This window comes from Streptomyces sp. CA-146814 (genome assembly GCF_050942385.1).
Lineage (GTDB): Bacteria > Actinomycetota > Actinomycetes > Streptomycetales > Streptomycetaceae > Streptomyces.
Window position 1 is genome coordinate 7,003,979 of sequence record NZ_CP192068.1, and the last position, 22,459, is coordinate 7,026,437.

18 protein-coding genes are annotated in these 22,459 nt (G+C 70.9%); 12 read left to right on the forward strand and 6 right to left on the reverse strand.

Annotated features, from left to right (window positions below; all coding sequences use genetic code 11):
• Window positions 1-29: 29 nt before the first annotated feature.
• Window positions 30-335: a 4a-hydroxytetrahydrobiopterin dehydratase gene (locus tag ACQP09_RS30935; RefSeq protein WP_432148798.1), complete on the forward strand. Its 306-nt coding sequence runs from the start codon at window positions 30-32 to the stop codon at window positions 333-335.
• Between the two features lie 94 nt (window positions 336-429).
• Here the strand turns inward: ACQP09_RS30935 and ACQP09_RS30940 are convergent, their stop codons facing one another.
• Complete coding sequence (locus ACQP09_RS30940; protein ID WP_433405686.1) at window positions 430-1,392, reverse strand: LysR family transcriptional regulator; 963 nt, start codon at window positions 1,390-1,392, stop codon at window positions 430-432.
• 213 nt (window positions 1,393-1,605) lie between these two features.
• On the opposite strand from ACQP09_RS30940, the gene ACQP09_RS30945 reads away from it, so the two are divergent.
• On the forward strand, window positions 1,606-2,538 hold the full coding sequence (locus ACQP09_RS30945; protein ID WP_433405688.1) for a class I SAM-dependent methyltransferase: 933 nt from the start codon (window positions 1,606-1,608) through the stop codon (window positions 2,536-2,538).
• Between the two features lie 16 nt (window positions 2,539-2,554).
• Here the strand turns inward: ACQP09_RS30945 and ACQP09_RS30950 are convergent, their stop codons facing one another.
• From ACQP09_RS30950 to ACQP09_RS30965, 4 genes are all read right to left on the reverse strand, one after another.
• Window positions 2,555-3,025 carry an RICIN domain-containing protein gene (locus ACQP09_RS30950; protein WP_433405690.1) on the reverse strand — a complete coding sequence of 157 codons (471 nt, stop codon included), beginning with the start codon at window positions 3,023-3,025 and terminating at the stop codon, window positions 2,555-2,557.
• An 88-nt stretch (window positions 3,026-3,113) separates the two neighbouring features.
• A complete protein-coding gene (locus tag ACQP09_RS30955; RefSeq protein WP_433405691.1) occupies window positions 3,114-3,950 on the reverse strand; it encodes an aldo/keto reductase in 837 nt (278 codons plus the stop codon).
• Between the two features lie 114 nt (window positions 3,951-4,064).
• Entirely contained in the window at window positions 4,065-5,864 is a 1,800-nt protein-coding gene (locus ACQP09_RS30960; protein WP_433405693.1) for an AMP-dependent synthetase/ligase, read from the reverse strand.
• A 293-nt stretch (window positions 5,865-6,157) separates the two neighbouring features.
• A complete protein-coding gene (locus tag ACQP09_RS30965) occupies window positions 6,158-7,045 on the reverse strand; it encodes a LysR substrate-binding domain-containing protein (RefSeq protein ID WP_433405695.1) in 888 nt (295 codons plus the stop codon).
• A gap of 137 nt (window positions 7,046-7,182) precedes the next feature.
• On the opposite strand from ACQP09_RS30965, the gene ACQP09_RS30970 reads away from it, so the two are divergent.
• Window positions 7,183-8,232 (forward strand): bile acid:sodium symporter family protein, encoded by a 1,050-nt coding sequence (locus ACQP09_RS30970; protein ID WP_433405697.1) that lies wholly within the window; start codon window positions 7,183-7,185, stop codon window positions 8,230-8,232.
• Between the two features lie 61 nt (window positions 8,233-8,293).
• The gene (locus tag ACQP09_RS30975; RefSeq protein WP_433405699.1) at window positions 8,294-8,509 is read left to right on the forward strand and encodes a DNA-binding protein; all 216 of its coding nucleotides are present in this window, start codon (window positions 8,294-8,296) and stop codon (window positions 8,507-8,509) included.
• A gap of 149 nt (window positions 8,510-8,658) precedes the next feature.
• Here ACQP09_RS30975 and fdhD read toward each other — a convergent pair whose 3' ends face one another.
• Window positions 8,659-9,501, reverse strand: coding sequence for a formate dehydrogenase accessory sulfurtransferase FdhD (fdhD, locus tag ACQP09_RS30980; RefSeq protein WP_433405701.1), 843 nt, complete (start codon window positions 9,499-9,501; stop codon window positions 8,659-8,661).
• 275 nt (window positions 9,502-9,776) lie between these two features.
• On the opposite strand from fdhD, the gene ACQP09_RS30985 reads away from it, so the two are divergent.
• The 8 genes from ACQP09_RS30985 to ACQP09_RS31020 all read left to right on the forward strand — a co-directional run bounded on the left by ACQP09_RS30985 (window position 9,777) and on the right by ACQP09_RS31020 (window position 22,384).
• Window positions 9,777-10,736, forward strand: a complete 960-nt coding sequence (locus tag ACQP09_RS30985) for a beta-ketoacyl-ACP synthase III (protein ID WP_015612552.1) — start codon at window positions 9,777-9,779, stop codon at window positions 10,734-10,736.
• Between the two features lie 147 nt (window positions 10,737-10,883).
• Window positions 10,884-12,065, forward strand: coding sequence for an ROK family protein (locus tag ACQP09_RS30990; protein WP_433405704.1), 1,182 nt, complete (start codon window positions 10,884-10,886; stop codon window positions 12,063-12,065).
• Between the two features lie 292 nt (window positions 12,066-12,357).
• Window positions 12,358-13,881 (forward strand): sugar ABC transporter ATP-binding protein, encoded by a 1,524-nt coding sequence (locus ACQP09_RS30995; protein WP_433405706.1) that lies wholly within the window; start codon window positions 12,358-12,360, stop codon window positions 13,879-13,881.
• Entirely contained in the window at window positions 13,878-14,933 is a 1,056-nt protein-coding gene (locus ACQP09_RS31000; RefSeq protein ID WP_433405708.1) for an ABC transporter permease, read from the forward strand. The genes ACQP09_RS30995 and ACQP09_RS31000 overlap by 4 nt, the downstream gene beginning before the upstream one ends.
• Before the next feature lie 62 nt (window positions 14,934-14,995).
• Window positions 14,996-16,033, forward strand: coding sequence for a substrate-binding domain-containing protein (locus ACQP09_RS31005; RefSeq protein WP_433405710.1), 1,038 nt, complete (start codon window positions 14,996-14,998; stop codon window positions 16,031-16,033).
• A gap of 71 nt (window positions 16,034-16,104) precedes the next feature.
• Window positions 16,105-17,358 (forward strand): Gfo/Idh/MocA family protein, encoded by a 1,254-nt coding sequence (locus ACQP09_RS31010; protein WP_433405712.1) that lies wholly within the window; start codon window positions 16,105-16,107, stop codon window positions 17,356-17,358.
• A 14-nt stretch (window positions 17,359-17,372) separates the two neighbouring features.
• Window positions 17,373-18,377 (forward strand): sugar phosphate isomerase/epimerase family protein, encoded by a 1,005-nt coding sequence (locus tag ACQP09_RS31015; RefSeq protein ID WP_433405714.1) that lies wholly within the window; start codon window positions 17,373-17,375, stop codon window positions 18,375-18,377.
• A gap of 278 nt (window positions 18,378-18,655) precedes the next feature.
• Window positions 18,656-22,384, forward strand: a complete 3,729-nt coding sequence (locus ACQP09_RS31020; RefSeq protein ID WP_433405716.1) for a ThuA domain-containing protein — start codon at window positions 18,656-18,658, stop codon at window positions 22,382-22,384.
• Window positions 22,385-22,459 lie beyond the last annotated feature (75 nt).

The following is a 22,459-nucleotide window of genomic DNA, read 5'->3' on the forward strand; positions in this document are numbered from 1 at the left end:
CGACATCCGAGACCCACGGGAGCCGTTCCATGTCCGCCGAACCGCTGTCGAAGACCGAGACCGAACACCGGCTGGAGTCGCTGCCGGGCTGGGCGCTGGAAGGCGACCGGATCACCCGGACCTACCGGCTGCCGTCGCACTTCGCCGCCGCCGCGCTGACCGTCCACATCGCACAGATCCAGGAGGAGCTGAACCACCACTCCGATCTGACGCTCGGCTACAACACCGTGGCCCTGTCCGTCCATACGCACGACGCCGGTGGCAAGGTCACGGAGAAGGACCTGGAGCTGGCCACCCGGGTCGCGGCCGCCGCACCGGCCCACGGCGCGGAGTAGCGGGCTTCCCGGCTCAGGGGCCTGAGGATCCGGCCCTTGAGCTGAGGGGCCTGAGGACCCGGCCCCTGAGCTGAGGGGCGTGAGGACCGGCCTCTCAGCTCACCAGCCCGAACCGCGGATTCCCGGCGAGCCACCGCGCGTAACCGGGGCTGCGGGACACGGCCTCCGCGTACGCCGCCCGGGTCTGACCGGCCACCGTCACCGCCGCCGCGTCCGCGGCGGGGGAGTGCGGGTGCCAGCCCAGCAGGTGCCGCCAGCTCAGCGGCGCACCGGCGAGCGGCCGGGTCACCAGGCCCGGGACCGGCGGGAACGTGGCACGGCACAGCCCGATCGCCCGTCCGACCTGCACCAGATGGACGACGGATGAGGTGTCCGTCTCGTACACGGAGACCGGGGTGAAACCGGCCCGTGCGCAGGCCGTGGCGAAACAGTCCGCGAAACAGCCGTCACCCGGTACGTCGGCCCAGCACTGGTCCGCCAGCGCTGCCAGCTCCAGCTCCTCCTCGCCCGCCAGCGGATGGTCCTCCGGCAGCATCACGAAGACCGGGTCCACCCCCACCACCTCCCAGACCAGCCGCTCGGCCAGCGGCGGCGGGCTCTCGCCGCAGGTCCCGATCAGCGCGAAGTCCAGGCGCCCGTCGATCGTCAGCGCGGCGATCTCGTCCACCGACCACGAGGTGTACGTGGACACCGGCGCCGCCGGGTGTGCCGTGGCGATCCGGTCGACCAGGCCGCCGAGGAGCGGACCGTGCGTACCGCCGAGCCGGAACCGCTCCAGCGGCCCGGTGGCGTTGGCGAACCGCACCGCCTCCGCCTGGAGCTCGCTCACCGCGGGCAGCACCACCCGGGCCCGCTCCAGCACCAGCTCGCCGAGCGGAGTGGCGCGGGCCCCCGTGTGGTCACGCTCGAAGAGCGTGCCGCCCAGGGCCTTCTCGATCCGCCGCAACTGGGCGCTGAGAGCGGGCTGGGCAAGGCCGAGCGTGGCGGCGGCCTTGGTGAGGCTACCGGTGTCGGCGATGGCACGGACGGTTCTCAGATGGCGCAACTCCAGCTCCATAAAGGCAAGTTATGGCCACCGGCCCGCCCGGGCAATATGTCGGTCACTCTTCTGTTCGGGCAATGTTTTCGCGCTGTACCTCCGGTGCTCGGCGCGGCGGAGGCTTCTGCTCCGGTTCAGCCGCGCCGGCCGCCCGTACGGTCCGCCGCACGGCGACTTGCCGGAGCGGCAACAGAACTTGCCTGTACGGCGGCCTCCGGTGAGGGTGGCGTCATGAGCAGCCACCACGCCGGACACGGCGACCACGACACCCACCACCCCGCGCATACGCACAGCCACGGGTCTGCCGCAGCGGGCGCCGGTACGGAGTTCGACTGGGACGTGATGGGCCCGATGCTGGAGCAGGAGGCCGAGCTGAACAGCGGCACCTACGAGGAGGCGGCCCGCTGGATCGCCGCCCTGCCGACCGCGCCGACGGTACGCCGGGTGCTGGACATCGGCAGCGGCCCCGGCGTCGTCACCTGCCTGCTGGCCGAGGTCTTCCCCGAGGCCGAGGTCGTCGCCGTGGACCCCACGCCCGCCCTGCTGGAGCGGACGCGGGAGCGCGCCCGGCGCCTCGGTGTGAGCGACCGGGTCCGGACGGTGGAGGCGGAGCTTCCGCGGGACGCCGGCCGGCTGGGCGAGGCCGACCTCATCTGGGCCGGCAACTCGCTGCACCACATGGGCGACCAGCGCGCCGCCCTCGCCGGGTTCGCCGGACTCCTGCGCCCCGGCGGGACCGTGGCGCTCCTGGAAGGCGGCCTGCCCACCCGGCGGCTGCCCCGGGACCTCGGCATCGGGCGGCCCGGTCTGGAGTCCCGGATGGACGCGGCCTTCGCCGCCCGGTTCGACCGGATGCGGACCGAACTGCCGGACGCCAAGCGGGAGGCCGAGGACTGGAGCGCGCTGATCGCGGCGGTCGGGCTGACCCCGCAGGGCACGCGCAGCTTCCTGCTCGACCTGCCGGCCCCGCTCTCGGCGCCGGCCCGCGCACATGTGATCACCAAGCTGACCCGGGAGCACGAGGTCCTCGGCGAACTGCTCGACGCAGAGGACCTCGCCGTACTGGAACGGCTGCTGGACCCCGAGGACCCGGCAGGCGTCCACCAGCGGCCCGACGTCTACCTGCTCACGGCCCGCACGGTCCACCTCGGCCGCCGCGACTGACACCCCCGGGACGTTGTCAGGACGACACCGGCTCCAACTGCCACCACTGGAAGGGGGAGTCGGTGTCCTCCCACTGCTGGACCGTCCCGCCCTCCTCCGTCGAACGGTCGGCGACCTCCATGACGAGCCCGCTGATGAAGCTCACCAGCGTCACCGTGCCCGGCGCCTCCAGGTGCTGCTCGATCAGCCACTCCTGGGCGCCGAAGTTGTTGGCCTTCCACTGCTGGATGCGGACACCGTTCTCCGTGTCGGCGTTCGCGACGTCCAGCCGCTTCCCGCTGTGCGCGTTGACCAGGTGGTAGAGGGCCGCACCCTCGTGCACCGGGGCCAGCTGCCACCGCTGGGCCGCCGTCCCGTCGTCCTTGCCCTGCTGCACCCGGGCACCGCTGCCCTTGGCCGCGCCGTACACCTCCAGCACCAGGCCGCTGCCCACATTGCGCAGGCGGTACGTGCCCGCCTCGACGACGGGCGCCGGATCGCTGCTCATCGTGTTCTCTCCCCGGAACGTTGGGCTGTTGACCGACCGACGGCGCCCCCACCGCCGTGACGGTGGGGGCGCCGGACGAACCCGGCGCTCAGGCGCCGAGGTTGAACTCCGCCGGGTCCGGGCCGAGCCGCTTGCCCTCGTCCAGCGCCGCGAAGGCGGCGAGGTCGTCGGCGTCCAGCTCGAAGTCGAACACGTCGAAGTTCTCCTCGATCCGCGACGGCGTCACGGACTTCGGAATCACGATGTTGCCGGTCTGCAGGTGCCAGCGCAGGACGGCCTGGGCAGGGGTCCGGCCGTGCTTCTGGGCGATGGCCACGACCGTCGGCACCTCCAGCAGGCCCTTGCCCTGACCCAGCGGCGACCAGGCCTCGGTGGCGATGGAGTGCTCGGCGTGGAAGGCGCGGGCCTCGGCCTGCTGGAGCTGCGGATGCAGCTCGATCTGGTTGAGGACGGGGACCACGGAGGTCTCGGCCAGCAGCCGCTTCAGGTGCTCGGGGTGGAAGTTCGACACACCGATGGCCTTGGCGCGGCCGTCGGCGTGGATCTTCTCGAACGCCCGGTAGGTGTCGGTGTACGCGTCCTTGGCCGGGACCGGCCAGTGGATCAGATACAGGTCCACGTAGTCCAGGCCGAGCTTGTCGAGCGAGGCGTCGAAGGCGCGCAGCGTGCTGTCGTACCCCTGCTCGCTGTTCCACAGCTTCGTGGTGACGAAGAGCTCGTCACGGGCGACTCCGGAGGCGGCGATGGCCTTGCCGGTGCCCACCTCGTTCTCGTAGATCGCGGCGGTGTCGATGGACCGGTACCCGGACACGATGGCCTTCGTGACCGCCTTCGCCGCCTCGTCGTCCGGCACCTGCCAGACACCGAAACCGAGCTGCGGCATTTCGAGGCCGTTGTTGAGGGTGATGGAGGGGACCTGGCTCACGAGCGGTCGATCCTTACGTCGTCGGTTGGTACTCCCCACGACAACGAGCGGACGGACCCAGGCATTCCCGCCTCAAGATCCAAAAGCTCCATGATCCGGAAAGTGTCCGACCGGTCAGTGGTAGAGCGCGTCGACCTCGACCCCGTACGCCGTCTCGATCGCCTTGCGCTTCAGCTTCAGCGAGGGCGTGAGCAGCCCGTGCTCCTCGGTGAACGGGTGGGCCAGGATCCGGAACGTACGGATCGACTCGGCCTGCGACACCGCCGTGTTGGCGGCCACCACCGCCCGGCGGATCTCCATCTCCAGGTCCCGATCGCGGACCAGCTCGGCGGGTGCGAGCGGCGTACGGCCCTGCATGACGAGCCAGTGGTCGACGGACTCCTGGTCGACGGTGACCAGGGCCGCGATGTACGGACGGTCGTTGCCGACGACGATGCACTGCGCGACCAGCGGATGGGCCCGGACCCGCTCCTCCAGGCCCGCCGGCGACACGCTCTTGCCACCGGAGGTCACCAGGATCTCCTTCTTCCGCCCGGTGATCGTGAGATAGCCGTCCCCGTCCAGTGAACCCAGGTCCCCGGTGGCCAGCCAGCCGTCCTCCAGCGCGGTCCGGGTCGCCACCGGATTGTTCAGGTAGCCGGAGAAGACGTTCGGGCCGTGCAGCCACACCTCGCCGTCGTCCGCGATGTGCACCGACGTACCGGGAATGGGCTGCCCGACCGTGCCGTACCGGGTGCGCTCGGGCGGGTTGGCGGTGGCCGCCGCGGTCGACTCGGTCAGCCCGTACCCCTCGAAGACGGTCACCCCGGCGCCCGCGAAGAACAGGCCGAGCCGCCGGTTCATCCCGGAACCGCCCGACATGGCGTGCCGCACCCGGCCGCCCATCGCGTCGCGGACCTTCCTGTAGACGACCTTGTCGAAGAACTGGTGCTGCACCCGCAGCCCGGCGGACGGACCCGGACCGAGGCCGAACGCCTTCTGCTCCAGCGCCTCCGCGTACTTCACCGCGATGTCCACGGCCTTGTCGAACGGCCCGTCCCGGCCCTCCGCCTCGGCCTTGCGCCGGGCGCCGTTGAAGACCTTCTCGAAGATGTACGGCACCGCCAGGATGAAGGTGGGCCGGAACGTCATCAGGTCCGGCATCAGCGCGTTCGCCGACAGCTCCGGCTGGTGGCCCAGTTTGACCCGTCCCCGGACCGCCGCGATCTCCACCATCCGGCCGAAGACGTGCGCCAGCGGGAGGAAGAGAAGTGTGGCCGCCTCGTCGCCGGGCCTGGAGTGGAACACCGGCTCCCAGCGGGAGACCATCGTGTCGCTCTCGAACATGAAGCTCGCGTGCGTGATCACGCACCCCTTGGGCCGGCCCGTCGTGCCCGAGGTGTAGATCACCGTCGCCACGGACTCGGGCGTCACCGCCCGCCGGTGCCGGTGCACCACCTCGTCGTCGACCGCCGCGCCCGCGCCGACCAGTTCGTCCACCGCGTCGGCGTCCAGCTGCCAGAGCCGCTTGAGGTGCGGCAGCCGGTCGATCACCGAGCCGACGGTCATCGCGTGGTCCTCGTGCTCGACCATCACCGCCACCACCTCGGCGTCGTGCAGCATCCAGTGGACCTGCTCGGCGGAGGAGGTCGGATAGACCGGCACCGACTGGGCGCCCACCGACCAGAGCGCGAAGTCGAAGAGCGTCCACTCGTACCGTGTACGGGACATGAGGGCGACCCGGTCGCCGAACCGGACGCCGTGCGCGATCAGCCCCTTGGCCAGTGCCAGCACCTCGTCGCGGAACGCCTCCGAGGTCACGTCCCGCCACTGTCCGCGCGCGTCCTTGCGGCCGAACGCGACCCGCCGCGGATCGTCCTCCGCGTAGTCGAAGACGGCATCGGCCAGACCGCCGACTTGAGGCGGCGCGGCCATGGGTGGGACCGTGAATTCACGCAATGACCTGCTCCTCGTGGCGCTCCGCACAGCGCCGCGACGCTACCCCAACCGGGGGCCCGGCGGGAGGGGCCGAACCTCGGGTAAAACGTGGCATTCACAGAGGTCAACCGTCGAAAACCGGCCAGATGGGCAAGGCACGGGCGCACTTCTGACGGAGGCGTAAGCGGCTCGCGGGCAAATCTCCACCGAATCCGACGCAGGGGGTCACTCCGGACGGCACCTGCTCTGCAGCTTCAGGCCACTCCCGGAACCCGTACCCGGGCCTGAGGTCACTCCCTGCCGTCGTGGCCCCGGTGCAGCCGGTCCCCTCCCGCCAGGATCGCCGAAGCCAGCGCGTCCGCCGCCTCCTGCGCCGCGCCCCGCCGCTCCCCGTGCAGCAGCACGAAGTCGACACCGCCCGGCTCCGGCAGCCCCATCCTGGCCGGAACCGGTACGAGCCCCGGCGGGATCAGCCTCCGCGCGTGCACCATCACACCGAGCCCCGCCCGCGCCGCCGCGACCAGAGCGCTCAGGCTCGTACTCGTACAGGCGATCCGCCAGGCCCGCCCGTCCTCCTCCAGCACCTCCAGCGCGCGGGCCCGGGTGATGCCGGGCGGCGGGAAGACGATGAGCGGCACCGGGCGCTCCGGGTCGATCCGCAGCCGCGGCGCGCCGATCCAGTCGAGCGCGTCCTGCCACACCAGCTCGCCGTGCGTGTTCCCGGTCCTCCGCTTGGCCAGCACCAGATCCAGCCGGCCCGCCTCCAGCTGCCGGTGCAGGGTCCCGGACAGCTCCACGGTGAGTTCCAGTTCGACCTCCGGATGGTCGCGCCGGAAGGACTCCAGGATCTCCGGCAGCCGGGTCAGCACGAAGTCCTCCGAGGCCCCGAAGCGGAGCCGGCCGCGCAGCCGGGTCCCGGCGAAGAACGCCGCGGCCCGCTCGTGCGCCGCGAGGATCGTCCGGGCGAAGCCGAGCATCGCCTCGCCGTCCTCGGTCAGGTCGACCCGGTGGGTGTCCCGGGCGAACAGCTGCCGCCCGGCCGCCTCCTCCAGCCGCCGGACGTGCTGGCTGACGGTGGACTGCCGGAGCCCGAGGCGGCGGGCGGCCTGGGTGAAGCTCAGGGTCTGGGCGACGGCGAGGAAGGTACGGAGCTGGGCGGGGTCGTAGGAGGTGTCCACGCCCACCACGCTAGCGGCTGCTATCGCGTCACGTGATGGCAGTCAGAGTGGTATGAGGGATTCCCGATCGCCGGACACGCGGCAGGATGGTGGGGCACACCAGCGCATCGACGCACCCGAAGAACCACGTGGAGCCCATGAGTAGCCGCCGCCGCACCCTCACCCTGCCGTCCTGGCTGCCGGTCGACGCGTACATCCTGGCGCTGGTCGGCACCGTCGTCCTCGCCGCGCTGCTGCCCGCGCGCGGCATGGCCGCCGATGTGGCGGGCGGGGCCTCCACCGGGGCGGTCGCCCTGCTCTTCTTCCTGTACGGGGCCCGGCTCTCGACGGCCGAGGCGCTCGACGGGCTGAAGCACTGGCGGCTCCATCTCACCGTCCTGGCCTGCACGTTTCTCGTCTTCCCGCTGCTGGGCCTGGCGAGCAAGGGGCTGGTGCCCTACGTCCTGACGCCGGAGCTCCAGGCGGGCTTCCTCTTCCTGTGCCTGGTGCCGTCGACGATCCAGTCCTCGATCGCGTTCACCTCGATCGCCCGCGGCAACGTGCCCGCCGCGATCTGCGCCGGCTCGTTCTCCAGCCTCACCGGGATCTTCCTCACGCCGCTGCTCGCCGCGCTGCTGCTCGGCTCCGCCGGTGGCGGGTTCTCGGCGGACTCGCTGCTCAAGATCGTGCTCCAGCTGCTCGTGCCGTTCCTCGCCGGACAGCTCCTGCGCCGCTGGGTCGGCGGGTTCCTGACCCGGCACAAGAAGGTGCTCGGCCTGGTGGACCGTGGCTCGATCCTGCTGGTCGTCTACACCGCGTTCAGCGAGGGCATGGTCGCCGGTATCTGGAGCCAGGTCACTCCGGCCCGGCTCGGTGCCCTGCTCGCGGCCGAGGCGGTCCTGCTGGCCGTGATGCTCGCGCTGACCTGGTACGGAGCCAGGCGGCTCGGCTTCGGCCGGGAGGACCGGATCGCCATCCAGTTCGCCGGGTCGAAGAAGAGCCTGGCGGCGGGGCTGCCGATGGCGAGCGTGCTGTTCGGGGCGCACGCGAGCCTCGCCGTGCTGCCGCTGATGCTCTTCCACCAGATGCAGCTGATGGTCTGCGCGGTCATCGCCAAGCGCCGCTCGCGGGACCCGGAGCCGGTGCGGGACGGGGAGGAGGCCGATGCCGGGCCGTTGTCACACCCGGCGGCTACGGTGACGTCATAGCGGCCGACCGCCGCTGACGGCTGCTGACCCCCACCGACCGACGCCGACCTGGAGGACCACCATGGCCGACCGGCCCGCCGGACCCGAGGACGACTTCCCGCACGGCGCGGGCAACCCGGCCCGCAGCGCTCTGCGGCACGCGGGCTACACCCGGCTCGCGCAGCTCACCGACGTGACGGCGGCCGAGGTGCTGGCGCTGCACGGCGTCGGCCCGAAGGCGATCGGCGTGCTGCGCGAGGCGCTGGCGGCCGAAGGGCGGTCGTTCGCCGGGGAGTGAGCCGGCGGGCACGGGCGCCGACGGGGGCGGGTGCTGGCGGGGACAGGTACGACGCGGACGGGTGCCGACGAGGACGGGTGCCAGTGGGAAGAGGCGCCGGCGGGGACGGGTGCGCTGTCTCCGCCACGGCCTCCCGGGGAGACCGCGCGTCAGCGCACCTCCGCCTCCAGCGCGATCCGGTGCTCACCCGCGTACACATTCATCGAAGGCCCCCGCAGGAAGCCCACCAGCGTCAGCCCGCTCTCCGCCGCCAGGTCCACCGCCAGCGAGGACGGCGCCGAGACCGCCGCGAGCACCGGGATCCCGGCCATCACCGCCTTCTGCGCCAGCTCGAACGAGGCCCGCCCCGAGACCAGCAGCACCGCCCGCGACAACGGCAGCCGCCCGTCCGTCAGGGCCCGGCCCACCAGCTTGTCCACCGCGTTGTGCCGGCCCACGTCCTCCCGTATGTCCAGCAGCTCGCCGTCCTCCGAGAAGAGGGCCGCCGCGTGCAGCCCGCCGGTCCGGTCGAACACCTTCTGCGCGGCCCGCAGCCGGTCCGGGAGGGCGGCGAGCAGCTCCGGCGTGACGCGTACCGGGGGAGCGTCGGCGACCGGGTGGCGGGTGGTGGTGCGTACGGCGTCCAGGCTGGCCTTGCCGCACAGGCCGCACGAGGAGGTGGTGTAGACGTTCCGCTCCAGCGTGATGTCGGGGACCACGACCCCGGGCGCGAGCTTCACGTCCACCACGTTGTACGTGTTCACACCGTCGGCGGTGGCCCCGGCGCAGTAGACGATGGACTGCACCTCCTCGCCCTCGGCGATCACGCCCTCGCTGACCAGGAACCCCGCCGCCAGCGCGAAGTCGTCGCCGGGTGTGCGCATGGTGATGGCCAGCGGCTTCCCGTTCAGCCGGATCTCCAGGGGCTCCTCCGCGACGAGCGTGTCGGCGCGGGAGGAGACGGCACCGTCCCGGATACGGAGGGTGCGGCGGCGCTCGGTGACCCGTCCCATGAGGCTGAACCCGATTCTGTCGGTGTGGAGAGCTTCCGGTGTGCGGAGCTTCCGGCCGTGGGTCGGGCCGGAGCCTGGCCCTGTCATTGTCCTGCACACGCGTCGGACCGTCATCGCCCCTCCACCCGAACGGACGGTCGGGGTGAGCATGCAGGTGAGGCTGTTGTCAATGCTCCAACGTGTGGGCCGGATTCCTGTGGGATCACGTGCCCACGTACCGGACGGTAGCCACCAAGACTGGATGTTTCCTGCCCGAAGTGACGATGGGAACCCGTATGACCGGCTCACGTGTCGTGGCGCTCGGCCACTATCAGCCCGCCAAGGTGCTCACCAACGACGATCTGGCGGCCATGGTCGACACGAGCGACGAGTGGATCACGAGCCGGGTCGGCATCAAGACCCGGCATGTGGGCGGCCCGGACGAGCCGGTCGACGAGCTGGCCGCGCACGCCGGCGCCAAGGCGCTGGCCGCCGCCGGTCTCCAGCCCTCCGACATCGATCTGGTCCTGGTGGCCACCTCCACCGCGATCGACCGCTCGCCGAGCATGTCGGCCCGGGTCGCGGCGCGGCTCTCCATGGGGTCGCCCGCCGTGATGGACATCAACGTGGTCTGCTCGGGCTTCACACACGCGCTGGCCGTCGCCGACCACACGATCCGGGCCGGTGCGGCGACCCGGGCCCTGGTCATCGGCGCCGACAAGATGGGTGACATCGCGGACTGGACCGACCGGACCACCTGTGTCCTGCTGGGCGACGGCGCGGGCGCGGCTGTCGTCACCGCCGACCCGTCCGCCCCGGACACGCCGGGCGGCCCCGGCATCGGTCCGGTGCTGTGGGGGTCGGTGCCGGAGATGGGCAACGCCGTACGGATCGAGGGGACGCCGCCGCGCTTCGCGCAGGAGGGCCAGTCCGTCTACCGCTGGGCCACCACCCAGCTGCCCCCGATCGCCCGCAAGGTCTGCGAGAAGGCGGGTGTCGCCCCGGAGGACCTGGCCGCCGTCGTCCTGCACCAGGCCAACCTGCGGATCATCGAGCCGGTCGCCCGCAAGATCGGCGCGGTCAACGCGATCATCGCGCGGGACGTGGTCGACTCCGGCAACACCTCCGCCGCCTCCATCCCGATGGCCCTCTCCAAGCTGGTGGAGCGCGGCGAGGTCGCCTCCGGCGCGCCCGTCCTGCTCTTCGGGTTCGGCGGAAACCTCTCGTACGCCGGACAGGTCATCCGCTGCCCTTGAGCACGGCCGCGAAGCTTTGTCCTGAGTGTGGAGAAAGTTGGGGCCGATTCCTGCGCAACTTCTTCCCACTCCGGGAAAGCGCTGCTACGTTCCCCTCGAAAGCCCGACGGACTGGCCGGATGTGGCGGGGAGGGACGCGTGAGACGTATGACGGCACGACCCGCGAACGCGCATCAGGCGCGGCTGCTCCGGCTGTTGCGCGACGGGGGCCCCAACTCCCGTGCGCAGCTGGGTGACCAGGTCGACCTCTCGCGCTCCAAGCTCGCCGTCGAGGTGGACCGGCTGCTGGAGACCGGCCTGATCGTGGCGGACGGGCTCGCCGCATCCCGTGGCGGGCGCCGCTCGCACAACATCCGGCTCGCCCCCGAACTGCGTTTCCTCGGGGTCGACATCGGCGCCACCTCCATCGATGTGGCCGTCACCAACGCGGAGTTGGAGGTCCTGGGCCACCTCAATCAGCCGATGGACGTGCGCGAGGGCCCGGTCGCGGTCTTCGAGCAGGTCCTGGCGATGGCGGCCAAGCTCCGGGCCTCCGGCCTCGCCGAAGGTTTCGACGGCGCGGGCATCGGCGTCCCCGGCCCCGTCCGCTTCCCCGAAGGCGTGCCGGTCGCGCCGCCGATCATGCCCGGCTGGGACGGGTTCCCGGTCCGTGAGGCGCTCAGCCAGGATCTGGGCTGCCCGGTCATGGTCGACAACGACGTGAACCTCATGGCGATGGGGGAGCAGCACGCGGGCGTCGCCCGTTCCGTGGGCGACTTCCTCTGCGTCAAGATCGGTACGGGTATCGGCTGCGGGATCGTCGTCGGCGGTGAGGTCTACCGGGGGACGACGGGCAGCGCCGGCGACATCGGGCACATCCAGGTGGAACCGGACGGCCGGGCCTGCGCCTGCGGCAACAAGGGCTGCCTGGAAGCCCACTTCAGCGGGGCCGCCCTGGCCCGCGACGCGGAGGACGCCGCCCGTGAGGGCCGCTCGCCCGAGCTCGCGGTCCGGCTGGAGGGGGCCGGACGCCTCACCGCCGCCGATGTGGCCGCCGCCGCGGCGGCCGGGGACGCGGCGGCGCTCGACCTGATCCGCGAAGGCGGCAACCGGGTCGGGCAGGTCATCGCCGGTCTCGTCAGCTTCTTCAACCCCGGTCTGGTGGTGATCGGCGGCGGGGTCACCGGCCTCGGTCACAACCTCCTCGCCAGTGTCCGCACCCAGGTCTACCGGCAGTCCCTGCCGCTGGCCACCGGCAACCTCCCCATCGTGCTGGGCGAGTTGGGCCCCACCGCCGGAGTGATCGGCGCGGCCCGCCTCATCAGCGACCACCTCTTCTCACCGGCCTGACCACGGGACCGGTGAGCAGCGCCCCGCGCCGCCTCCGGCCCCGTACGCACCACCGCTCGCCGCCCACGCCTTACGTACCACCGCCTTGGTCGGCCACCCGGCACCACCGCACGGGTCGGCCACTCGCCCTTATTCGTCAGGTACTCGTCAGGTACTAGTCAGCAGCCGCTCGTGATGCCGCCGGCTCCACGGCACCTCCAGTCCTGCGCCCTGCCCGCACACCCGGCCCTCCCCGAACCCGCCCGGCACCGGGCAAGGGCAGGGGAGACCCCATTCGCCGAGGGGATTCGTCATGGCACCAGAACCACCCCTGCTCACCATGTCCGGCATCACCAAGTCCTTCCCCGGCGTACGCGCCCTGGACGGCGTCGACCTGGAGGTCCAGGCCGGCGAGGTCCACTGCCTCCTCGGCCAGAACGGCGCGGGCAAGTCCACCCTCATCAAGGTGCTCGCCGGGGCCCACCAGCCCGACGACGGCGAGATCACCTGGCGTGGTGAACCCGTCCGGCTCAAGTCCCCGATCGCCGCCATGCGGCTGGGAATTGCCACGATCTACCAGGAACTCGACCTGGTGGAAGGGCTGTCGGTCGCCGAGAACGTCTTCCTCGGCCACGAACCGACCAGCGCGGGCTTCATCGTCCGTACGGGGGAGGGCCGTTCTGCCGCCAAGGCGCTGCTGGCCAGGCTCGGGCACCCGGAGATCGACCCGGCCCGGCCGGTCGGCTCGCTCTCCGCCGCCCAGCAGCAGATCGTCTCCATGGCGCGGGCCCTCTCCCACGACGTCCGGCTCATCGTGATGGACGAGCCCTCCGCCGCGCTCGACCCCGACGAGGTCGACAACCTCTTCCGGATCGTCGACAGCCTGACCGCCGACGGGGTCGCCGTCGTCTACATCTCGCACCGGCTGGAGGAGATCCGCCGCATCGGCGACCGGGTCACCGTGCTGAAGGACGGCCGGGCGGTCGCGGTCGGGCTTCCCGCCGCCGACACACCGACACGCGACATCGTTGCCATGATGACCGGCCGCGATGTCGAGTACGTCTTCCCGCCGCGCCCGGACGAGGCGGCCGAGAACATCACCGAACCCGTCCTGAGGGTCCAAGGCCTTTCCCGCGAAGGCGAGTTCGCACCCGTCGACCTCGAACTGCGGCCCGGCGAGATCGTCGGTCTCGCCGGACTCGTCGGCTCCGGCCGCTCCGAGATCCTGGAGACGATCTACGGCGCCCGCAAGGCGAGCACCGGGACCGTCACCGTGGGCGGCAAGCAGCTCAGGCCGGGCAGCGTCCGCGCCGCCGTCGCCGCCGGCATCGGTCTCGCCCCCGAGGAGCGCAAGGCCCAGGCCCTGCTGATGACCGAGTCCGTGACCCGTAACGTCTCCATCTCCTCGCTCTCCCGGTTCGCCCGGGTCGGCTGGATCGACCGGGGCGGCGAACGGCGGTCCGCACAGCAGGCCACCCGCGAACTCTCCCTGCGGCCGGACAACCCGGACACACCGATCCGCACCCTCTCCGGCGGCAACCAGCAGAAGGCCGTCCTGGCCCGCTGGCTGCTGCGCGGCTGCCGGGTCCTGCTGCTCGACGAACCCACCCGCGGCGTCGACGTCGGCGCCCGCGCCGAGCTCTACGCCGTGATCCGCCGGCTGGCCGACGAAGGCCTCGCCGTCCTGCTCGTCTCCAGCGAAGTGCCCGAAGTCCTGGGCCTCGCCGACCGGGTGCTGGTGCTCCGGGAGGGACAGGTCGTCCACACGGCCCCCGCCCAGGAGCTCGACGAGCACCGCGTACTCGACCTCGTGATGGAAGGGAGCCCGACGCCATGACACAGCCCGCCCCGTCGGCGCAGCACAACGGGCCGGACAAGGGGGCCCTCACCGGTCCCGCCGACCCGCCCCCGTCGAAGACGGGCGGCGGCGGCCGGCCCGGACTCGGTCTGCGGCTCGACGTCCGGATCCTGTCCCTGCTCGGCGTCCTCGCCGCGCTCGTCCTGGTCGGCGGCATCACCGAACCGGACGCGTTCCTGGACACCGGGAACCTCCAGCTGATCCTGACCCAGGCCTCCGTCATCGGAGTCGTCACCGTCGGCATGACCTTCGTCATCACCAGCGGCGGCATCGACCTCTCCGTCGGAGCGATGGTCGCCCTCGCCTCCGTCTGGGCGACCACTCTGGCCACCCAGGAGTACGGCTTCGCGGGCATCGCCTTCACCGCCGTGATCGTCGGCGTCGCCGCCGGACTGGTGAACGGTGTGCTCATCGCGTACGGCGGGATGGTCCCGTTCATCGCGACGCTCGCCATGCTCGCCTCGGCGCGCGGCCTCGCCCTCATGATCACCGACGGCAAGACCCAGATCGTCACCGTCGACTCGGTCCTCAGCCTCGGCCTGCCGGACTCCTACTTCCTCGGCATCCCGCCGCTGGTCATCATGTTCGCCGCCGTCACCGTCATCGGCTGGCTGATCCTCAACCGCACCACCTTCGGCCGCCGCACGGTCGCCGTCGGCGGCAACGCGGAGGCGGCCCGGCTCGCCGGGATCGACGTCCGCCGTCAGCGCCTCTACCTCTACGTGCTGTCCGGGCTCTGCTGCGGCATCGCCGCCTTCATGCTGATCGTGCTCGCGGGCTCCGGCCAGAACACCAACGGCAACCTGTACGAGCTCGACGCCATCGCCGCCGCGATCATCGGCGGCACCCTGCTCAGCGGCGGCCGCGGCACCATCGTCGGCTCCGTCCTCGGCGTCCTGATCTTCACCACCATCACCAACATCTTCGCGCTCAACAACCTGCAGAGCGACGTCCAGCAGATCGCCAAGGGCGCCATCATCGTCGCCGCCGTCCTCGTCCAGCGCCGCACCCTGCGCGGCGGCGAGACCTGACCGACCGCCTTACCGAGAGCCGCACTTCGTACGTCACCCACCGGATGAAGGGTTCCACCGCCATGCCAGAGACCAGCCGCAGAGGGCTGCTGTTCGGAGCCACCGCCCTCTCCGCGGGCGCGCTCCTCACCGCCTGCACCAGCAACGAACCGAAGAACGCGCAGCCGGCCGGCAACAGCCAGCCCGCCGCCGACGACAAGCCCGGCAAGCCCGTCACCATCGGTTTCGCCGGACCGCAGGCCGACCACGGCTGGCTCAACGCCATCAACGTCAACGCCAAGTCGCGGGCGGAGAAGTACTCCGAGGTGACGTTGGAGATCACCGAGGGCTCCAACGACACCGCCGCCCAGATCGGCCAGGTCAAGACACTCATCAACAAGAAGGTCGACGTCCTCGTCATCCTCCCCGCCGACGGCAAGGCGCTCACCCAGGTCGGCCTGGAGGCGATGAAGGCGGGCATCCCCGTCGTCAACCTGGACCGCATCTTCGCCTCCCCGCAGGCCTACCGCTGCTGGGTCGGCGGCGACAACTACGGCATGGGCCTCAACGCCGGGCACTACATCGGCGAACAGCTCAAGGGCAAGGCGAACGCCAAGGTCGTCGAGCTCGCCGGCATCGACAACCTGGAGCTGACCAAGCAGCGCAGCCAGGGCTTCGCCGACGCGCTGAAGAACTACCCCAACATCAAGCTGGTGGCCCGTCAGGCCGCCGAGTTCACCGTCGAGTCCGGCCAGGCGAAGATGGCCCAACTCCTGCAGGCGCAGAGGCAGTTCGACGCCCTGTGGAACCACGACGACGACCAGGGCGTCGGCGCGCTCCGCGCCATCCAGCAGGCCGGCCGCGACGAGTTCATCATGGTCGGCGGCGCCGGAGCCAAGTCCGCGATGGACGCCATCAAGGCCGACAACGGGGTCCTCAAGGCGACCGTCCTCTACCCGCCGACGATGGCCGCCTCCGCGATCGACCTGGCGCGGGCGCTCGGCCAGTCCAAGGGCATCAGCGGCCTCTCCGAGATGGAGATCCCGACCTCGCTGACCCTGTACTCCGCGGTCGTCACCAAGGACAACATCGACCAGTACCTGCCGACAGGCTTCAACTGACCGGGACTCCGGGGGATGCGGCGAGCGCGTCCCCCGGCCCGTTACCGCACACCGACGAGGAGGAAGCCCGCATGGCCCGTAGTCAAGAGCAGGAGACGGAACCGCAGCCCGCGACCGTGACCGCGACACCGCCCCCGCACCAGGTGCGAGGGACGCTCGGGATCGGCATGGTCGGATACGCGTTCATGGGCGCCGCCCACTCCCAGGGGTGGCGCACCGCCGGACACGTCTTCGACCTGCCGGTGCGGCCCGCTCTCGCCGCGATCTGCGGACGTGACCGTGCGGCGGTCGACGCCGCCGCCGCCCGGCACGGCTGGGCCGCCGCGGAGACCGACTGGCGGGCGCTGATCGCCCGGGACGACGTGCAGCTGATCGACATCTGCACCCCGGGCGACAGCCATGCGGAGATCGCCATCGCCGCGCTGGAGGCGGGCAAACACGTGCTGTGCGAGAAGCCGCTCGCCAACACGGTCGCCGAGGCGGAGGCGATGGTCCGCGCCGCCGAAGCGGCCGCGGCCCGCGGTCAGGTGGCGATGGTCGGCTTCAACTACCGCAAGGTGCCCGCCATCACCTACGCCCGGCAGCTCATCGCGGACGGCCGCCTCGGCGCCCTGCGCCACGTACGCGCCAGCTACCTCCAGGACTGGCTGGTCGACCCGGCATCCCCGCTCACCTGGCGCCTCAAGCGCGAACACGCCGGCTCGGGCGCGCTGGGCGACCTGGGCGCGCACATCGTGGACCTCGCGCAGTACCTGGCCGGGGAGCTGCTCACCGGCGTGTCCGCCGTCGCCGAGACCTTCGTACGGGAGCGGCCGCTGCTCTCCGGTGGGTCGGCCGGGCTCTCCGGCGGCGCCGACGCGGTGGAGCGGGGTGAGGTCACCGTGGACGACGCGGCGATCTTCACCGGGCGCCTCGCCTCCGGTGCGCTGGCCTCCTTCGAGGCGACCCGGATGGCGGCGGGCCGGAAGAACGCGCTGCGGCTGGAGATCAACGGGGAGCTGGGCTCACTCGCCTTCGACCTGGAGCGGCTCAACGAGCTGTCCTTCCACGACCACACCGAGCCCGCCGCCACCGCCGGCTTCCGCCGCATCCTGGTCACCGAGCCCGAGCACCCGTACCTGGAGGCCTGGTGGCCGCCGGGCCACGGCCTCGGCTACGAGCACACCTTCGTCCACCAGGCCCGTGACGTGGTCCGCACGATCACCGAAGGCCTCGCGCCCCGGCCCTCGTTCGCGGACGGCCTCCAGGTGCAGCGGGTGCTCGCCGCCGTCGAGGAGAGCGCCGCCAAGAACTCCGTCCTCACCCCGGTCCCGTCCTCGTCCTAGGAGGTAGCCCGCACATGCCCCGCCCCTTCACCCTGTTCACCGGCCAGTGGGCCGACCTCCCGTTGGAGGAGGTCTGCAGGCACGCCCGGGACTTCGGCTACGACGGTCTCGAACTCGCCTGCTGGGGAGACCACTTCGAGGTCGACAAGGCGCTCGCCGACCCCGGCTACCTGGACAGCAGGCACCATCTGCTCGACAAGTACGGGCTGAAGTGCTTCGCCATCTCCAACCACCTGGTCGGCCAGGCCGTCTGCGACAGCCCGATCGACGAACGCCACCAGGGCATCCTGCCCGCCCGCATCTGGGGCGACGGCGAGGCCGAAGGCGTACGGCAGCGGGCCGCCGCCGAGATCGCGGACACCGCACGGGCCGCCGCCGCCTTCGGCGTCGACACGGTCATCGGGTTCACCGGCTCCTCGATCTGGCACCTGGTCGCGATGTTCCCGCCGGTCCCGCCGCACATGATCGAGCGGGGCTACGAGGACTTCGCCGAGCGCTGGAACCCGATCCTGGACGTCTTCGACGCGGAAGGCGTGCGCTTCGCCCATGAGGTGCACCCGAGCGAGATCGCGTACGACTACTGGACCACGAAGCGCGCGCTCGAAGCGGTGGACCACCGGCCCGCGTTCGGGCTGAACTTCGACCCGAGCCACTTCGTCTGGCAGGACCTCGACCCGGTGGGCTTCCTCTACGACTTCCGGGACCGGATCTACCACGTGGACTGCAAGGAGGCCCGTAAACGCCTCGACGGCCGCAACGGCCGCCTCGGCTCGCACCTGCCGTGGGGCGACCCCCGGCGCGGCTGGGACTTCGTCTCCGCCGGCCACGGTGACGTGCCCTGGGAGGACGTGTTCCGGATGCTCCGGTCCATCGGCTACGAGGGCCCCGTCTCGGTGGAGTGGGAGGACGCGGGCATGGACCGGCTGACCGGCGCCCCGGAAGCCCTTGCCAGCCTCAAGCGGTTCGACTTCGACCCGCCGTCGGCCTCCTTCGACGCGGCCTTCGGCGGCGGCGAGTAGGAGCTGCGGCAGAGCGGTCCCGGGTGCTCCCTGAGGTGCCCGGGGCTGCCTCGCGCTGCCCGGAATCTCCTTTGTCCTGGCGGAAGCAGAAGTTCGATCCAACCCTTGCACAAGGGCTTTCCGTCGCGGATGAACAGGTCTACCGTCCACCACGTGTACACGACATGACTCGCGTCACCGGGGTCACTCCCGTCTCCGGTGACACACGCGCGGCAGTCCCCGCGCGGCACGGCACGGCTACACCCGCCCGTACAACCGGCACTCTCCGGAGGACCTACGTGCACCGAACGCACCGAACCAGAAAGCGGCTCCTGGCCCGGACCCGCGTCCGTAAATCGCTCGCGCTGTTCACCGGCGGCCTCCTCGCCGCCGCCACCCTGACCCTCGGCTCCGCCCCCGGCGCCACCGCCCACCCCGGCCACCCGGGCCACGAGGCGCCCGTGGCGGAGGACTTCCAGCAGGTCACCCTCGCCAAGGGCGCGGAGGAGACCGGTGAGCCCATGTCGCTCGCCGTCCTCCCGGACCGCAGCGTGCTGCACACCTCGCGTGGCGGCGAGCTGCGGATCACCGACAGCGCCGGCAACACCCGGATCTCCGGCACCCTCCCCGTGTACACGCACGACGAGGAAGGCCTCCAAGGCGTCGGCGTCGACCCGGACTTCGCCGAGAACCGGGCCATCTACCTCTTCTACGCACCCCCGTTGGGCACCCCGGCAGGCGACGCACCCGAGACCGGGACCGCCGCCGACTTCGAGAAGTTCGACGGCGTCAACCGGCTCTCCCGCTTCGTGCTCAACGAGGACGGCACGCTCGACACCGCCAGTGAGAAGAAGGTCCTGGACGTCCCCACCTCGCGCGGCATCTGCTGCCACGTCGGCGGTGACATCGACTTCGACAAGGACGGCAACCTCTACCTCTCCACCGGCGACGACACCAACCCCTTCGCCTCCGACGGCTACACGCCGATCGACGAACGCGCCGACCGCAATCCGGCGTTCGACGCCCAGCGGACCTCCGGCAACACCAACGACCTCCGCGGCAAGATCCTGCGCATCAAGGTCGCCGAGGACGGCTCGTACACCGTCCCCGAAGGCAACCTCTTCGAGCCCGGGACGGACAAGACGCGCCCCGAGATCTACGCGATGGGCTTCCGCAACCCGTTCCGCTTCTCCGTCGACCAGGCCACCGGCATCGTCTACGTCGGTGACTACGGCCCCGACGCCGGTGCGGCCGACCCGAAGCGCGGGCCGTCCGGCAAGGTGGAGTTCGCCCGGGTGACGAAGGCCGGCAACTTCGGCTGGCCGTACTGCGTCGGTGAGAACGAGCCGTACATCGACTACGACTTCGCCACCAAGGCCTCCGGCGCCGCCTTCGACTGCGCTGACCTGAAGAACGAGTCGCCGCACAACACCGGCCTGGTCGACCTGCCGCCGGCCGAGGCCGCCTGGATCCCGTACGACGGCGGTTCCGTGCCCGAGTTCGGCACCGGCTCCGAGTCCCCGATGGGCGGACCGGTCTACCGCTACGACGCGGACCTCGACTCCCCGGTCAAGTTCCCCGAGGCGTACGACGGCGACTTCTTCGCCGGTGAGTTCGGCCGACGCTGGATCAAGCGCATCGAGCAGGACGCGGACGGCGCCGTCCAGTCCATCAACGACGTGCCGTGGTCCGGTACGCAGATCATGGACATGGCCTTCGGCCCGGACGGGGCCCTGTACGTCCTGGACTACGGCCTCGCCTGGTTCGGCGGCGACGAGAACTCCGCGCTCTACCGCATCGAGAACGCCACCGGAGGCCGCTCACCCATCGCGGAGGCCTCGGCGAACAAGACCTCCGGCACCGCACCGCTGAAGGTCAAGTTCTCCTCGGCCGGCACGTCGGACGGCGACGGTGACCCGCTCACGTACGCCTGGGACTTCGGTGACGGCGGAACGTCCACGGTCGCGAACCCGACGTACACGTACAAGAAGAACGGTACGTACGTCGCGACCCTCACCGCCGAGGACCCGACCGGCCGCACCGGCTCGGCCAGCGTCCACATCACCGTCGGCAACACCGCCCCGACCGTGGAGCTGGTGCTCCCGGAGGACGGTCAGCTCTTCGAGTTCGGTGACTCCGTACCGTTCAAGGTGAACGTCAGCGACCCGGAGGACGGCACCATCGACTGCACCAAGGTCGAGGTCAAGTTCACGTTGGGCCACGACAGCCACGGCCACGACATCACCACCGAGCACGGCTGCGAAGGCACCATCAAGACCGCCATGGAAGGCGGCCACGACCCCAACGCCAATATCTACGGCGGTATTTCGGCCTCCTACACCGACAACGGCGGTGGCGGCCAGGCCAAGCTGACCGGCAAGGACGCCGCGCGCCTCCAGCCCAGGCACCGCCAGGCCGAGCACTTCGACGACTCCTCCGGCGTCACCACGCCCAGCAAGTCGAGCGCGCACGGCGGTAAGACCGTCGGGGACATCCACAACGACGACTGGATCTCCTTCAAGACCTACGTCCTCGGTGGCACCACCAAGCTCACCGCCCGCATCTCGTCGGCTGGTTCGGGCGGCTTCCTCGAAGTCCGTACGGGATCGCCCACCGGCAAGATCCTCGGCTCGGGCCCGGTCCCGGTGACCGGGAGCTGGGACACCTTCCAGGGCATCGACATCCCGCTGCGCGGAGCGCCCAAGAAGCAGACCGAACTCTTCCTCGTCTTCAAGGGAGGTGACGGCGCGCTCTACGACGTCGACGACTTCGAACTGTCGAACAGTCCGGTCGACAAGACCGCCAAGCGCGTCCTGGTCTTCTCCAAGACCGCCGGTTTCCGCCACGACTCCATCCCGGCCGGCGTCGCCGCACTGAAGGAGATCGGCGAGGACACCAACATCACCGTCGACTCCACCGAGTCCGCCGCCCAGTTCACCACCAGCAACCTCGCCCGCTACGACGCCGTCGCCTTCCTTTCCACCACCGGTGACGTCCTCAACGCCGAGCAGCAGAAGGCGTTCGAGAACTACGTGGCCACCGGCGGCGGTTACGTCGGCATCCACGCGGCCGCCGACACCGAGTACGACTGGGAGTTCTACGGCGGCCTGGTCGGCGCCTACTTCGACTCGCACCCGCAGATCCAGCCCGCCACCGTCCGTGTCGAGGACCACGACCATCCGGCCACCGCGCACCTGGACGAGGAGTGGGAGCGCACCGACGAGTGGTACAACTACCGCATCAACCCCCGTGACCAGGCAAAGGTGCTGGCCACCCTCGACGAGACCACCTACACCGGCGGCAACATGAAGGGCGACCACCCGATCTCCTGGTGCCAGACCTACCAGGGCGGCCGCTCCTTCTACACCGGACTCGGCCACACCAAGGAGTCCTACGCCGAACCGGCCTTCCGCCAGCACCTGTCGGGCGGCCTGCGCTACGCCACCGGCCAGGTCAAGGCCGACTGCAAGCCGAACAAGGACTACCGGCCGATCTTCAACGGCAAGACCCTGGAAGGCTGGAAGCAGGCAGGCCCGGGGAGGTTCTCCGTCAGTGATGGCGCCCTGCACTCCGAAGGCGGCATGGGCCTGCTCACCTACCAGGCCAAGGAGCTGAAGGCGTACTCGCTCAAGCTCGACTGGAAGATGGCCGGCGACGACAACTCCGGTATTTTCGTGGGCTTCCCGGAGTCCGACGACCCCTGGTCGGCCGTCGACAACGGCTACGAGATCCAGATCGACGCCACCGACGCCGCCGACCGCACCACCGGCGCCGTCTACGGATTCAAATCGGCCAACATCAAGGCCCGTGACCGCGTCCTGCGGCCGCCGGGGCAGTGGAACAGCTACGAGATCAAGGTCCAGGGCGAACGTCTGCAGCTCTTCCTCAACGGAGCGAAGATCAACGACTTCACCAACACCGACCCGGCCCGCTGTCTGAAGGATGGCTACATCGGCCTCCAGAACCATGGAGCCGACGACCAGGTGTCCTTCCGCAACATCCAGCTGAAGGAGCTGCCCTCGACGTAGGGCGGCCACCTCTGCCGACGACGGGCGGGGAAGGCACCGACCCCTTCCCCGCCCGCCGTCCTCCACCTCTTCATC

What these genes read in the sequence shown, in the direction of transcription:
- ACQP09_RS30945 (WP_433405688.1), top strand. Translation starts at nt 1,606, where the DNA reads ATGAGCAGCCACCACGCCGGACACGGCGACCACGACACCCACCACCCC.
- ACQP09_RS31000 (WP_433405708.1), top strand. Translation starts at nt 13,878, where the DNA reads ATGACACAGCCCGCCCCGTCGGCGCAGCACAACGGGCCGGACAAGGGG.
- ACQP09_RS30935 (WP_432148798.1), top strand. Translation starts at nt 30, where the DNA reads ATGTCCGCCGAACCGCTGTCGAAGACCGAGACCGAACACCGGCTGGAG.
- ACQP09_RS30950 (WP_433405690.1), bottom strand. Translation starts at nt 3,025, where the DNA reads ATGAGCAGCGATCCGGCGCCCGTCGTCGAGGCGGGCACGTACCGCCTG.
- ACQP09_RS31010 (WP_433405712.1), top strand. Translation starts at nt 16,105, where the DNA reads ATGGCCCGTAGTCAAGAGCAGGAGACGGAACCGCAGCCCGCGACCGTG.
- fdhD (WP_433405701.1), bottom strand. Translation starts at nt 9,501, where the DNA reads ATGGGACGGGTCACCGAGCGCCGCCGCACCCTCCGTATCCGGGACGGT.
- ACQP09_RS30985 (WP_015612552.1), top strand. Translation starts at nt 9,777, where the DNA reads ATGACCGGCTCACGTGTCGTGGCGCTCGGCCACTATCAGCCCGCCAAG.
- ACQP09_RS30995 (WP_433405706.1), top strand. Translation starts at nt 12,358, where the DNA reads ATGGCACCAGAACCACCCCTGCTCACCATGTCCGGCATCACCAAGTCC.
- ACQP09_RS30960 (WP_433405693.1), bottom strand. Translation starts at nt 5,864, where the DNA reads ATGGCCGCGCCGCCTCAAGTCGGCGGTCTGGCCGATGCCGTCTTCGAC.
- ACQP09_RS30940 (WP_433405686.1), bottom strand. Translation starts at nt 1,392, where the DNA reads ATGGAGCTGGAGTTGCGCCATCTGAGAACCGTCCGTGCCATCGCCGAC.
- ACQP09_RS31015 (WP_433405714.1), top strand. Translation starts at nt 17,373, where the DNA reads ATGCCCCGCCCCTTCACCCTGTTCACCGGCCAGTGGGCCGACCTCCCG.
- ACQP09_RS30990 (WP_433405704.1), top strand. Translation starts at nt 10,884, where the DNA reads ATGACGGCACGACCCGCGAACGCGCATCAGGCGCGGCTGCTCCGGCTG.
- ACQP09_RS30975 (WP_433405699.1), top strand. Translation starts at nt 8,294, where the DNA reads ATGGCCGACCGGCCCGCCGGACCCGAGGACGACTTCCCGCACGGCGCG.
- ACQP09_RS30970 (WP_433405697.1), top strand. Translation starts at nt 7,183, where the DNA reads ATGAGTAGCCGCCGCCGCACCCTCACCCTGCCGTCCTGGCTGCCGGTC.
- ACQP09_RS31005 (WP_433405710.1), top strand. Translation starts at nt 14,996, where the DNA reads ATGCCAGAGACCAGCCGCAGAGGGCTGCTGTTCGGAGCCACCGCCCTC.